Origin of the sequence: Blautia obeum ATCC 29174, assembly GCF_025147765.1 — a bacterium.
Taxonomy (GTDB): Bacteria; Bacillota; Clostridia; order Lachnospirales; family Lachnospiraceae; genus Blautia_A; species Blautia_A obeum.
The window spans coordinates 2,182,306-2,195,056 of sequence record NZ_CP102265.1; the positions used below are offsets into that span (position 1 = coordinate 2,182,306).

Below are 12,751 nucleotides of genomic sequence, written 5' to 3' on the forward strand. Positions count from 1 at the left end.
CTCACTCTGTTGCTTCACGGAATTCGGTAGTGAATCCCGGATCATACAGTTTTGAGCGATCATAGTGAGCTGCTTTTACAGAATCCCCGATGATCATCAGTGCAGTCTTTGTGATATTGTTTTCTGCAGCAGTCTGTGCAAGCGTGCCTACTGTGCAGACAAATTTCTTCTCATCCGGCCAGGTTGCCTTGTATACAATTGCCGCCGGCGTATCAGCTGTATATCCGCCTTCGATCAGTCTGCGGCTGAGTTCTTCCAGCATACCGGTGCTTAAGAAAACGACCATCGTTGCCTGATGAGCTGCAAATGACTGAATGCTTTCTTTGGATGGAACCGGTGTACGGCCTTCCATTCTTGTGATGATCACACTCTGTGAGATATCCGGCAGAGTATATTCCAGATTCAGGGCACTTGCCGCACCGCAGAACGCACTGACACCAGGACAATAGTCATACATAATGCCCTTCTCATCCAGAATATCCATCTGCTCACGGATTGCACCGTAAATACAAGGATCACCTGTATGAAGACGCACAGTCATCTTCCCTTCTGCTTCTGCTCTCTCCATAACGGAGATGACTTCTTCCAGTGTCATCTTCGCACTGTTATGAATCGTACAAACATCCTTGCTGTATTCCAGCAGCTGCGGATTTACCAGCGAACCTGCATAGATGATCACATCTGCCTCCTCCAGATACTGTTTACCTCTGACTGTGATAAGATCCGGTGATCCCGGTCCTGCTCCAACAAAATGTACCATGTTTTTATTCTCCTTTTTTATATATAATTGTTTAATTTGTCATTTACTCTCAGCTGAATTTATTTTACGGATCAGTTCTTCTGCATGCTCTGTCTGGCCAAGATATCCAAATTCATTGGAAAAGATCACTGCACCCAGAAGGATCTGCTGATAAGAACGATGATCCAGATAAAACTGGATATGTCGGGTCACATCCTCCATCGCTTTCTGTAAAATATGATAACGATCAAGCACATGCAGGGCCTCATCCGTCGTGTTGCATGCCAGAATCTCTCTGGCACATTCCAGATCTGCTCCGGAGCGTATTGCTGCCGCACACAGAACCTCCATACGTCCGTCTGCGCTGTGTGAATGTGTATTCATGATTCCGGCAGCAACTTTGACAAATTTGCCAATATGCGAAATAAAAAGAATCCCCTTTACTCCCATGTTCACTGCCATATCAATGGTTTCACCTACATAATTACTGCACTTGATGTTTTTTTCAAAAGGAAGATCCATATGCTCCCGAAGGTAATCTGCCCCATAATTTCCCGGAGTCACGATCAGATACTGTTCCCCCTGTGAAAAATGCTGTTTCATTTCTACCTGAATACTCTGAATCAAGGCTTTCTCACTCATAGGTTCTACGATACCGGACGTTCCAAGAATAGAGATGCCACCCTGGATTCCCAGACGGGGATTAAAAGTCTTTTTCGCGATCTTTTCACCTTCTGGAACAGAAATCGTTACTTTCAGGCCACCCTCATAGTGGTATCGATCTGCTGCATCCTCCACTGCTTTCAGGATCATGGCCTTTGGTACAGGATTGATTGCTGCTTCTCCCACTTTCTGTGAAAGTCCCGGACGCGTCACTCTTCCGACACCTTTCCCTCCATCGACCGTAATCTCAGAGGATTTCGGACATTTTTCCACTCTGGCATAGACCAGAATTCCATTCGTCGTATCCGGATCATCCCCCGCATCTTTACGTACTGCGCAGATCACTGTATCTTTTTCCATACAGACGTCATGCAATTCCAGATGGAGAAGAATTCCCTTTGGTGTCATAAGATCTGTCTCGTTCTGTTTCTGACCTCCGAGAAGCATTTCCGTGGCACCTTTTGCAGCTCCCGCTGCACAGGATCCGGTCGTATAGCCGAAATGAAGTTTCTTTTGATTTTTAATTACATAATAATCTTCCAGTCCTGTTTTATGTGCCATAACTTCCTCCTTCACATATGTCATTTTATTATATTATTTTGCCAAAAAAATGTCAATGAAACACCCTTTAATTAATCTTACATTCCTCATTTATCCGGAATACCTTTTAAAATATTTCTGCACAAAAAAACCAGCCCACTTTCGGACTGGTCTTTTGCATTTTATGTATCTTTTTAATAAATAATGATCGGATATCCTCCGTCAATCGTATTATAGATCAGTGCTGCCTGATCTGTCGGAAGGTTGATACAGCCATGACTTCCGGCGCCACTTTTATATCGGTTTCCTCCGAAAGAAGACTGCCAGGATGCATCATGAAGCCCCTGCCCATATACAAATGGCATCCAGTAATTTACTTTTACGTTGTATCCATATTCCTGACTGCTCAGGTTATATGGACTTGCCTTGTAGGCAATCGGCCATGCTCCTCTGTATGTCTCCCTGCCGGCTTTTGGTGCTCCACTGACGATATCTGTTTCTGTCACAAGTGCTCCATCTTTGTACAGCCACAGATGCTGGTTATCCAGACTTACTTCTATATAGCTTCCGTTCAGATCATCTGCACCGTTACGCTGCATGCCACTGATGCTGTATACCGGATCTCGTGTAACTGCAGTACCACTCGCAAGATCTGTCAGCAACTGCTGCACTTCTCCATCCTGATCAATCTGAAATCCATATTCATTATCGGATACCGTGACATCATTTCCATAGGATGTGTGGAATGTACGTGGAACATAGATGGTATTATACTTCGCTGCAAGATTCTGTACATAAGACTTCACTGCTTCCTGATCAATATTCAGGCTGTCATCTGTAATCTGCAGCCATGTCTCGATTGTTCCTGCATCAATTACTTCCGTCGTACTTCCCAATGTATATGTAACTGTAGTACTGCGATATTTATTCAACTGATCATTCAGTCCTGTAACTTTATTCTGCATTTCATCAGAAACCGTTACAGACGGCTGCTGATAAACATTTGTATCCAATGTGATCTGAATATCCCCACCAAGAAGCTTCAGCCGAAAATTATCATCCAGCATCTGATCTACATAGCTTTGAAGTCTGGTCTCATCAATTTTATTTCCCTGCACATCATTGACCAGAACAAACTGCTTCTGCTGTTCGTCATACTGAACCGCTGCATCCACGGATGCCGTACGCTCTTTACCTCCAAAATTAGAAGACGCAAGAGCTTTCTTTTCCTGTTCTTCATCCTTCTGGATCTGATATGCGATCTTGTAATCTTCCTGCGTGGCAAAGATCTTTCTGTTTGCTTCCCGCGTTGTCTGCAATTCTGTAAGCTCACTTTTAAGTGCTGACTCATCCAGATCATATCCAAGTTCACTCACCGTTGTCTGATAGACATCCGAGCCACCTTCTTTGAACTGTACCTTACGGCTGCGAAAAGCATCCAGAAGCTTCTGTTCTGCCTTATCTGCCGTCAGCGTGGAAACATCCATCCCGTAAATAGATATTTTTCTTCCAAGTGTATTGGTATCTGCAATATGTATGTAAGTAAAAAGCCCCGCCGTAAGAACAACCACACCTCCGATACATGCGCCCAATATGATTTTCTTTACTTTTCTGCTGAGCTTAAATTTGTCTGCCATAATCTCTTTCCTCTTATCTGCTGTATTGTCAATTTATGCACATATTCTGATTCTTATTATATTACAAAGAAAAATGGACTTCTGTAATCTGAGATTTCTGTTTATCTCTGGAAATAAATTATTTTACCTTTTAATAACCAGAACTCTTCTCATAAGGTGTTGTATAGATTTTCAGGAATTTATCATATTCTTTGTTACTGTAAAAATATCTTCTGTTATGACGGCTGATATCAAGGCAGTCAAAACCCTTTCTTTTGAGCAGTCTGTATGTCTTTTCATATGCACTTCCTGTCATTGTATTTAACTGCCACAGTGAAAAATTAAGCGCCCAATTAACAAATGCCCTTTCTAAGGTATCGTATAAACCTCTGTCTTTTAGCTCCTTTTGCATAGCCAAAAGCGCAATATAGAAACAATCCCATGATTTCTCTCTTGTACGCGACAGAGATGTTCTGACATTGACTCTCTGATGGATCAAGACCTCATCTACTGTAGAAATTCTGGAAGCACAGGCAAGCGCAATAAAAACAAAGAGCATATCATTTGTTGTTCGAAGATTCTGATACTTGATTCCCAATCTCCTGACATACTCCCTCTGGTATAATTTATCCCATGGCCAGCCATTAAACATTCTAAAAATATTATTTCTTACATTTTCATCAGTTGCTGCAAACGGCTCTTTTTCCGGAAAATACTGCTTCCGAAATGCCCATGTGCATTTTTTGTATACTTTCTCTGTATGATCATAGAGGTCTGCATTAAACACACATACTTCTGCCTCTGTTTCTTCCGCTCTGTCATATGCGGCTTTCAGCATATTTTTCTCAAAGAAATCATCTGCATCCAGAAAAGCCAGGTATTTTCCTCTTGCAACATCCATTCCATTATTTCTGGCTGCTCCTGCTCCCTGATTTTCCTGATGAATGACTCTGATCCTGGCATCTGCTTTTTCGAATTCTTTCAGAATTACCAGTGATCCATCTGTTGACCCATCATCCACACAGATAATTTCAATCTCTCTCAGAGTCTGCTTCAGCAGGCTGTTTAATCCGTCTTTTAAGAATTCTGCCGCATTGTATACCGGAATTATCACCGAAACCGCAGGTATATCATTACTCATATCTATTCCCCTTTGATTAATGCAACATTTTTTTCAGCTTTCGCGGAACAAAGGTAATTGCTCTTCCAATTTTTAAAGATGAAGAATTTTCCATGTCATCTATTTTTTTCTGAAGCTTTGTCACCTTGTTTTCGCTTTTTTTCAATGCCTTCGCCAGTTCTGCTTCGTTTCCAAACCTGAGTAGTTCTTTTCGAAATGTTTCATCAAAAAAAGCATCCATATCATCTACTAATCGATTGATATCTGTCCATTCTTTTTCCGTAAAATATTTTTTGTCAAAAAGTCCCCTGTTCTTCGCCTCTGAAAGTTCTTTATGCATCCTCTCCAAAAAAGCATATTTGAATTCCATTGTAAGTCTGAACAGATTCCACCGATAAGATATATATTTCAAAGATATAACCGGTTTCTCCAGTTCTTCTTTTAGCTCCGGTCGTTTTTCAAGAAATTCTTCAATAGATTTAAATTCATCACAGATACAATATATTTTGGCAGCCGCTTTTACCGATGAATTTGCATTATCTGTGCGATAATGAAGGTAGGCATCACGAACCAGCAATGCTCTTTCCGCACTTGCCCATACTTTAAACGCAAACCCTGTATCCTGATAGGAAGCACCCGGTGTTTCCGCAAAAGATACATGATTTTCCAACAGCCATTCTCTCCGATAAATCCCGCTCCAGATACATGGTCTCACACGAAAGATTTCCGGATGTTCCACCGGTCTGAACACCCTATCATACAGATCATATTCTTTTAGCACTTCATAATATGTGCTCTGAGGTTCCGGCTGCGATACATAAGAATAATAGTTTGATTTCACAACATCTGCATGATTTTCTTTTGCTGCTTTATATAATTCATCAAACATATTAAGATCTGCAAAATCATCCGTTTCAATAATGCCTATATATTCTCCTGTCGCATTTTGAAGTCCAACATTCATACTATGTCCGTACCCCGAATTCGCTTTATGGATCACTTTGATACGATTGTCTTTCTGCGCATATTCATCCAGAATATTCCCTGTTGAATCTCTGGATCCATCATCTATGCAAATAATCTCTATGTCCTTTAAAGTCTGATTTACTACACTGTCCATGCATTCTTTTAAAAATTTTTCAACATTGCATGCCGGCATTAGTATGGATACTTTTGCCATCTTCCATTCCTCCTGATCTGTCATTATCTTGCACGAAGCTTTCGAATGATTGCTATGCCTGTACATTTTATTCCGTTTTTTCTCATATACCTGAATATCTTTTTCACCAAATACCCCGGTGTCGTTAATACCTGCAGCATTTTGCCCACACCGGATGGTTCTGTTATTCTCTTATAAAGATAAATATCATTTACGCAAAAAACTCTTTCAGCCTTCAACAGAATACGTTTTACAAAGCATCTATCTGTATCTATTCTATTATGAAAGTCCGTTTTTTCCCCGATAAGTAAATCTTTTTTCAAAATCTGCATGGATACGGGCGGTAATATATCCTTATTCTTTTTCAGCTGATTTCGCATTTCTTTCCCTGTTATTACCTGCGCGTAAGAGCCGCATCTGTAAAATTCATCTGAAAGATTTTTATATCGTTTCGCGAGTTTTGTATTTTCATAAAAAACTGCCCCGGAAAACAGCAGAATATCCAGATGTTTCGTCTCACATATATTCCACAACTCTTCCAAAGCAAATGAAGTGAGCAAATCCCCACTATTCATAAAATACAGATATTTCCCCTCTGCTTTATTTAATACTTCGTCCCCGCGTGTTATCTGGCCGGGCTTTGTCTGATCGATTATCTCGATATCATTTACGATTGACTGCGCTGAAAGTGAATCCAGCGTTTCTTCCATATATTTATCTGTATCACCTGCAGAAATAATTACCGTAATTTTTTTCATAATCCTAATCTCATACACCATTTCGTTTTTTCAATATTTATAGCATACTTTGTTTACTATTTAATTGCAATCATTTTCCATGATATTTTTTCAGTCCTCTGTCGAATAACTGCCCCAAATATTAATTTTCTGTCACAAACCCATAATTTTTACACCGGACAGCAATTTTGTGATAGGATAATTTTATTATGAAATGAAGGAGAAGATTGTGTTGAAACCGACAAATACCAATTACCTTTTTAAATTTTCCATTGTAACAGCTGTCTATAATGTAGCGCCTTACCTTTCCGAGGCAATTGACAGTATCCTTTCACAGGATATAGGTTTTCTCGAATCCGTGGAGCTTATTCTTGTCGATGACGGATCCACCGATGCTTCCGGAGCTATCTGCGATGAATATCAGCATAAATATCCGGAAAACATCGTCGTAATACACAAACCCAACGGTGGCGTTGCCAGCGCACGAAATGCAGGTATCGCTGTGGCCCGTGGAAGATACGTTAATTTCATGGATTCTGACGATAAACTGACTCCTGATACACTTTCTTCCGTCTATGACTTTTTTATTGAGCATGATAAAGAGGTGGATCTTGTTTCTGTTCCTATTTTTTACTTCGAACAAAAAAACGAACCACATCGCCTGAATTACAAATATGCTTCCGACAAAGCGCAGGTCATTGATCTGACCACGCATTATTCTTATGTACAGATGTCATCAGCATCTGCTTTTTTCAAAAGAGAAGCTCTGAACGATCATACATTCGATACCTCTCTTCGTTATGCAGAAGATTCCAAGGCGATCATGGAACTACTTTTAGAGAATCCCCAATATGGCATTGTCCCACAGGGGCGCTACCTGTATCGTGCCCGTACATCCATGAATTCTGCCCTGAACGGTTCCAAATCGCACAGAGAATGGTACATTGACTGCCTCAAGAACTACATATTCTGGGCATTGGATGAGGCGAAATCCCGTTTCGGAGCCATTCCGGATTATGTACAGTACAATGTCATGTACGATCTGCAGGGACGCTTCAAAGTTGATGAAATTCCAGAAACCGTATTGACGCCTCATGAAAAAACTATTTTTTTGAAAATGCTGTTCGATGCTGTTTTTCAGATTGACGACCACATCATTCTTGAGCAAAAAAATCTATCCATGGAACTGAAGGACTATATCATGAGCATAAAAAAAGCACCAGATTCCGGAACTTTGCAGTTTGACGACAAGAGCGAAGATGCCTGGTTTCAATATCCCGATCTGAGTACCGGTCACGCTTCATCTTATCAGCTTCGTCTGACTTCCATGGAACTTATGAAACATGATATCCTGCTGGAGGGTGCAGCTAAGATCTATCTGCGTTTTCCATATCCAGCCAATCTGTTTCTTCGAATCACAACCGGTCATACTACACATATGGTAAAATGCTGTTTCCGCGAAGATCCGGAACACGTTTTTCGTTTTAATGGACAGAAACTTGCTGTATTTCTGAAATTTACAGCAGTCATTCCATACGAAATGTTTTCTGGTATTACACATATCGAATTTTGCTGGGATTGCGATGGGCATACGATCTGTTATCACAGTTTACACCGTATGTCGGAATTTCCTCTTGCATATGGACAGCAAAAGCTTCTTCTGAACAAAAAATCCTATTATGCTACACTTTCTTCGCAGATGCTTACATTTGAAGAAGCCACTCCAGTATCAAAACTGAAAAATCATACACATTCTGTGCTTCGAAGGATTCGGAAGATTTGTTATTTAAAATAACATTCAAAATATTTTTCTTATTTTCCTGTTTTCTTTGTATTGCAATCTTTTTGCCAATATGGTAGCATTCAATTAAACAGAATTAATTTATATGCTATATGTTGTTATTTAAAATAACATTTTATGAAAGGTAAAAAGATTCTCAATGAAAAAATTATCTATGACACGACTTGCCGAACTTGTTTCCGGCAAGCGAAAAGAAAAATCCATGACTCAACAGGAGCTGGCTGATGCTACCGGCATCAATCGTTCTCTGTTATCCCGTCTGGAGAAAAAAGATTTTATTCCATCAATTCCACAACTGGAAAGTCTTGGAGAATGCCTTGGATTTGATCCGGATGAAGCATTTACTGAACAGTCCGCTTCCCGGTTGCCATCTCCTTCTCCTTTGAACATTGCTGTCGCAGGCACAGGTTATGTCGGTCTTTCCATTGCAACATTACTTGCACAGCACAATCATGTTACTGCTGTTGATATCATTCCTGAGAAAGTTGATCTGATCAACAAACGCAAATCTCCGATTCAGGACGAATATATCGAAAAATATCTTGCAGAAAAAGAGCTTGACCTGACAGCTACACTGGATGGCGAAGCTGCTTACACAAATGCTGACTATATAGTCATTGCGGCACCGACAAACTACGACAGTCAGAAAAACTATTTTGATACATCTGCCGTTGAAGCTGTGATCGAACTTGTCCTCAAAGTAAATCCACATGCGATCATGGTCATCAAATCCACGATTCCGGTCGGCTATACAGAATCTGTCAGAAAGAAATACAATACAGCAAATATCATTTTCAGTCCGGAATTTCTTCGTGAATCCAAAGCACTGTACGATAACCTGTATCCAAGCCGCATTATCGTTGCTACAGATCCGGATGATCCGAAACTGGTACAGGCGTCCCACAATTTTGCAGTTCTTCTCCAGGAAGGTGCTCTGAAAGAAAACATTGATACATTATTTATGGGATTTACTGAAGCAGAGGCTGTAAAACTGTTTGCAAACACCTACCTTGCACTTCGTGTTTCCTACTTTAACGAGCTGGATACTTACGCTGAAATGAAAGGTCTGAATACGCAGAACATTATTCAGGGTGTCTGCCTGGATCCTCGTATTGGAACACATTACAACAATCCTTCCTTCGGTTACGGTGGATACTGTCTTCCAAAAGATACCAAGCAGCTTCTCGCCAACTATAACGATGTTCCACAGAATATGATGAGTGCGATCGTTGAAAGTAATCGTACGCGTAAAGATTTCATTGCAGACCGTGTATTACAGAAAGCCGGTTATTACGGTTATGATGAAGAAAATACTTACAATTCTTCCATGGAAAAATCAGTCACTGTAGGCGTTTATCGTCTGACTATGAAATCCAACTCTGACAACTTCCGTCAGTCTTCTATTCAGGGAGTCATGAAGCGAATCAAAGCCAAGGGTGCTTCCGTGATCATCTATGAACCAACCCTGAAGGACGGATCTACCTTCTTTGGAAGCAAAGTTGTCAATGATCTTGATAAATTTAAAAATCTGAGCGACTGTATCATCGCAAACCGTTACAGTCAGATCCTGGATGATGTAAAAGATAAAGTATATACCCGAGATCTTTTCCAGAGAGATTAGAGATAAAAAAATCCCTTCCACTTACGTGGAGGGGATTTTTTGCTATAAACGTTTAATATTCTATACAAATATTAGAACTTGCCAGCGTCTGCAGCTTCCTGTACGGCTACTGCTACAGCAACTGTCATACCAACCATCGGGTTGTTACCAGCGCCGATCAGACCCATCATTTCTACGTGAGCCGGTACAGAAGAAGATCCTGCGAACTGAGCGTCAGAATGCATACGTCCAAGTGTATCAGTCATACCGTAGGAAGCAGGACCTGCTGCCATGTTGTCTGGATGAAGTGTACGTCCTGTACCACCACCGGATGCAACGGAGAAGTATTTCTTTCCTTTTTCGTTGCATTCTTTCTTGTAAGTACCTGCAACCGGATGCTGGAAACGAGTCGGGTTTGTGGAGTTACCTGTGATAGAAACGTCAACGCCTTCTTTCCACATGATGGCAACACCTTCCGGAACGCTGTTAGCGCCGTAGCAGTTAACTTTTGCACGAAGTCCTTCAGAATAAGATTTACGGAATACTTCTTTAACTTCGTTCTTGTATGGATCATACTCTGTCTCTACATATGTAAATCCGTTGATACGGGAGATGATCTGAGCAGCGTCTTTTCCAAGACCGTTCAGGATAACACGAAGAGGTTTTTTACGAACTTTGTTTGCTTTTTCTGCGATACCGATAGCACCCTCAGCTGCTGCAAAGGACTCATGTCCAGCCAGGAAGCAGAAGCAGTCTGTTTCTTCTTCCAGAAGCATTTTACCAAGGTTACCATGTCCAAGACCTACTTTACGTGTATCAGCAACGGAGCCAGGAATACAGAAAGCCTGAAGTCCTTCACCAATAGCTGCTGCTGCGTCAGCTGCTCTTCTGCAGTCTTTTTTGATTGCGATAGCTGCACCTACGATGTATGCCCAGCAAGCGTTCTCGAAGCAGATCGGCTGGATGCCTTTGATCTGATCGTATACGTTAAGGCCTGCATCTTTAGTGATTTTCTCTGCTTCTTCGATAGAAGCGATTCCATAGCTGTTTAAAACTGAATTGATTTTGTCAATTCGTCTCTCATATGATTCAAATAAAGCCATTTACTTATCCTCCTGAAATTATAATCGGTATAATTATTCTTTACGTGGGTCGATGATCTTAACAGCATCTGCAACACGGCCGTACTGACCTTTTGCTTTTTCCCATGCTGTGTTCGGGTCATCACCTTTTTTGATGAAGTCAGTCATTTTGCCAAGGCTTACGAACTGATAACCGATAATTTCATTATCTTCGTCAAGAGCGATACCTGTAACATAGCCTTCTGCCATTTCCAGGTAACGAGGACCTTTTTTAAGTGTTCCGTACATTGTACCAACCTGAGAACGAAGTCCTTTACCAAGGTCTTCCAGACCAGCACCTACTGCAAGTCCGTCTTCAGAGAATGCAGACTGGGAACGTCCGTATACGATCTGAAGGAAAAGTTCTCTCATAGCTGTGTTGATAGCATCACAAACAAGGTCTGTATTCAGAGCTTCCATAACAGTCAGTCCTGGAAGAATCTCAGATGCCATAGCTGCGGAATGAGTCATACCTGAGCATCCGATTGTCTCAACCAGTGCTTCCTGGATGATACCTTCTTTTACGTTCAGGGACAGCTTACAGGCACCCTGCTGAGGAGCACACCAGCCTACACCATGTGTGAAACCGGAAATGTCCTTCACTTCCTTAGCCTGAACCCATTTTGCTTCTTCCGGGATTGGAGCGGCGCCGTGATGGACACCCTGTGCAACTGGGCACATTTCTTCTACTTCGCGTGAATAAATCATGTTAAAACTCCTTTCAAGTATAGATTTACTTATGATGTTGTTAAAAGATAGACTAACAACCTGAATGTATTTTCTCACAAATCACTACCGTTAGTCCAGTCAAACTTATGTCAAAAAATACGAACTTTTCTATATGGATATCATATAATTGCCGTTCTTGTATAAATGTGATAAAATTCATTAAAAAACAAGGAGAAAATTCTATGTCTGACAAACTCCCTCCAAGCATTTTTCCGGCACGCTTTCAGATTCTAAGTGGCAGCATGCTGAAATTGCTTGCCTGTATTGCCATGCTGATCGATCATACAGGTGCAATCATACTCAGCCACTATCCGCCGGCTCTCACGGAGCTCTTTTATATCAATGGAAAAGGAATTACTTTCTATCGTATTGTCCGCGATATCGGACGATGTGCTTTTCCTATTTTCTGTTTCCTGATCGTCGAAGGATTCCTTCATACGCATGACCGCAGAAAATATGGCCGGAATCTGCTGCTGTTTGCGCTAATTTCCGAAATTCCGTGGAATTTTATGTTTGCAAACACCTGGCATTATGCTGATAAACAGAATGTTTTTTTTACTCTCTTTCTTGGATATCTTGCCTTCTGTGCTCTTGAATACTTCTGGGAAGCACCGTGGATGCAGCTTTTCTCTCTGCTTGCTCTCCTCGGTATCTCTATCCTGCTGCATGCAGATTACGGATGGCGTGGTTTCATCTTTCTCGTTCTGATGTATCTTCTCCGAAATGAGAAAGTATCCCAGGCGATCGTTGGAAGCTGCTGGCTGAGTTATGAATGGAAAGCCTGTTTTGCCTTTATTTCCATTAATATGTACAATGGAAAACGCGGCTTTATCCGAGGAAAAGCCGCGAAGTATTTCTTTTATTTATTCTATCCCGTACATATCACAATCCTTGTGATCATCCGGAATCTCTTTTTTCTTTAAAGA

The 12,751-nt window shown here is 41.1% G+C and carries 11 protein-coding genes; 3 read left to right on the forward strand and 8 right to left on the reverse strand.

The window, feature by feature from the left end; translation table 11 throughout:
- Position 1 precedes the first annotated feature (1 nt).
- From cobM to NQ503_RS10635, 6 genes are all read right to left on the reverse strand, one after another.
- Positions 2 to 760, reverse strand: coding sequence for a precorrin-4 C(11)-methyltransferase (gene cobM, locus NQ503_RS10610; RefSeq protein WP_005422295.1), 759 nt, complete (start codon positions 758 to 760; stop codon positions 2 to 4).
- 39 nt (positions 761 to 799) lie between these two features.
- Entirely contained in the window at positions 800 to 1,963 is a 1,164-nt protein-coding gene (gene cbiD, locus NQ503_RS10615; protein WP_044924837.1) for a cobalt-precorrin-5B (C(1))-methyltransferase CbiD, read from the reverse strand.
- Positions 1,964 to 2,136: 173 nt separating this feature from the next.
- Positions 2,137 to 3,579: a L,D-transpeptidase family protein gene (locus NQ503_RS10620; protein WP_005422289.1), complete on the reverse strand. Its 1,443-nt coding sequence runs from the start codon at positions 3,577 to 3,579 to the stop codon at positions 2,137 to 2,139.
- 130 nt (positions 3,580 to 3,709) lie between these two features.
- Positions 3,710 to 4,699, reverse strand: coding sequence for a glycosyltransferase family 2 protein (locus NQ503_RS10625; protein WP_005422288.1), 990 nt, complete (start codon positions 4,697 to 4,699; stop codon positions 3,710 to 3,712).
- A gap of 16 nt (positions 4,700 to 4,715) precedes the next feature.
- On the reverse strand, positions 4,716 to 5,858 hold the full coding sequence (locus tag NQ503_RS10630) for a glycosyltransferase family 2 protein (protein ID WP_044924834.1): 1,143 nt from the start codon (positions 5,856 to 5,858) through the stop codon (positions 4,716 to 4,718).
- A gap of 23 nt (positions 5,859 to 5,881) precedes the next feature.
- A complete protein-coding gene (locus NQ503_RS10635; RefSeq protein ID WP_022389364.1) occupies positions 5,882 to 6,595 on the reverse strand; it encodes a glycosyltransferase family A protein in 714 nt (237 codons plus the stop codon).
- A gap of 208 nt (positions 6,596 to 6,803) precedes the next feature.
- Between NQ503_RS10635 and NQ503_RS10640 the strand changes: the two genes are divergently transcribed.
- Both NQ503_RS10640 and NQ503_RS10645 read left to right on the forward strand, forming a co-directional pair.
- On the forward strand, positions 6,804 to 8,369 hold the full coding sequence (locus tag NQ503_RS10640; protein WP_416795041.1) for a glycosyltransferase family 2 protein: 1,566 nt from the start codon (positions 6,804 to 6,806) through the stop codon (positions 8,367 to 8,369).
- 145 nt (positions 8,370 to 8,514) lie between these two features.
- Entirely contained in the window at positions 8,515 to 9,996 is a 1,482-nt protein-coding gene (locus NQ503_RS10645; RefSeq protein ID WP_005422276.1) for a nucleotide sugar dehydrogenase, read from the forward strand.
- 71 nt (positions 9,997 to 10,067) lie between these two features.
- On the opposite strand, the gene NQ503_RS10650 is transcribed toward NQ503_RS10645, so the two are convergent.
- A complete protein-coding gene (locus tag NQ503_RS10650) occupies positions 10,068 to 11,078 on the reverse strand; it encodes a GGGtGRT protein (protein ID WP_005422274.1) in 1,011 nt (336 codons plus the stop codon).
- A 33-nt stretch (positions 11,079 to 11,111) separates the two neighbouring features.
- Entirely contained in the window at positions 11,112 to 11,804 is a 693-nt protein-coding gene (locus NQ503_RS10655; protein ID WP_005422272.1) for an iron-sulfur cluster assembly scaffold protein, read from the reverse strand.
- Positions 11,805 to 12,007: 203 nt separating this feature from the next.
- Here NQ503_RS10655 and NQ503_RS10660 point away from each other — a divergent pair, with 203 nt between their 5' ends.
- On the forward strand, positions 12,008 to 12,748 hold the full coding sequence (locus tag NQ503_RS10660; RefSeq protein ID WP_005422270.1) for a TraX family protein: 741 nt from the start codon (positions 12,008 to 12,010) through the stop codon (positions 12,746 to 12,748).
- Positions 12,749 to 12,751 lie beyond the last annotated feature (3 nt).

Coding starts and splice junctions, on each gene's coding strand:
- cobM (WP_005422295.1), bottom strand. CDS start 760: ATGGTACATTTTGTTGGAGCAGGACCGGGATCACCGGATCTTATCACA.
- cbiD (WP_044924837.1), bottom strand. CDS start 1,963: ATGGCACATAAAACAGGACTGGAAGATTATTATGTAATTAAAAATCAA.
- NQ503_RS10620 (WP_005422289.1), bottom strand. CDS start 3,579: ATGGCAGACAAATTTAAGCTCAGCAGAAAAGTAAAGAAAATCATATTG.
- NQ503_RS10625 (WP_005422288.1), bottom strand. CDS start 4,699: ATGAGTAATGATATACCTGCGGTTTCGGTGATAATTCCGGTATACAAT.
- NQ503_RS10630 (WP_044924834.1), bottom strand. CDS start 5,858: ATGGCAAAAGTATCCATACTAATGCCGGCATGCAATGTTGAAAAATTT.
- NQ503_RS10635 (WP_022389364.1), bottom strand. CDS start 6,595: ATGAAAAAAATTACGGTAATTATTTCTGCAGGTGATACAGATAAATAT.
- NQ503_RS10645 (WP_005422276.1), top strand. CDS start 8,515: ATGAAAAAATTATCTATGACACGACTTGCCGAACTTGTTTCCGGCAAG.
- NQ503_RS10650 (WP_005422274.1), bottom strand. CDS start 11,078: ATGGCTTTATTTGAATCATATGAGAGACGAATTGACAAAATCAATTCA.
- NQ503_RS10655 (WP_005422272.1), bottom strand. CDS start 11,804: ATGATTTATTCACGCGAAGTAGAAGAAATGTGCCCAGTTGCACAGGGT.
- NQ503_RS10660 (WP_005422270.1), top strand. CDS start 12,008: ATGTCTGACAAACTCCCTCCAAGCATTTTTCCGGCACGCTTTCAGATT.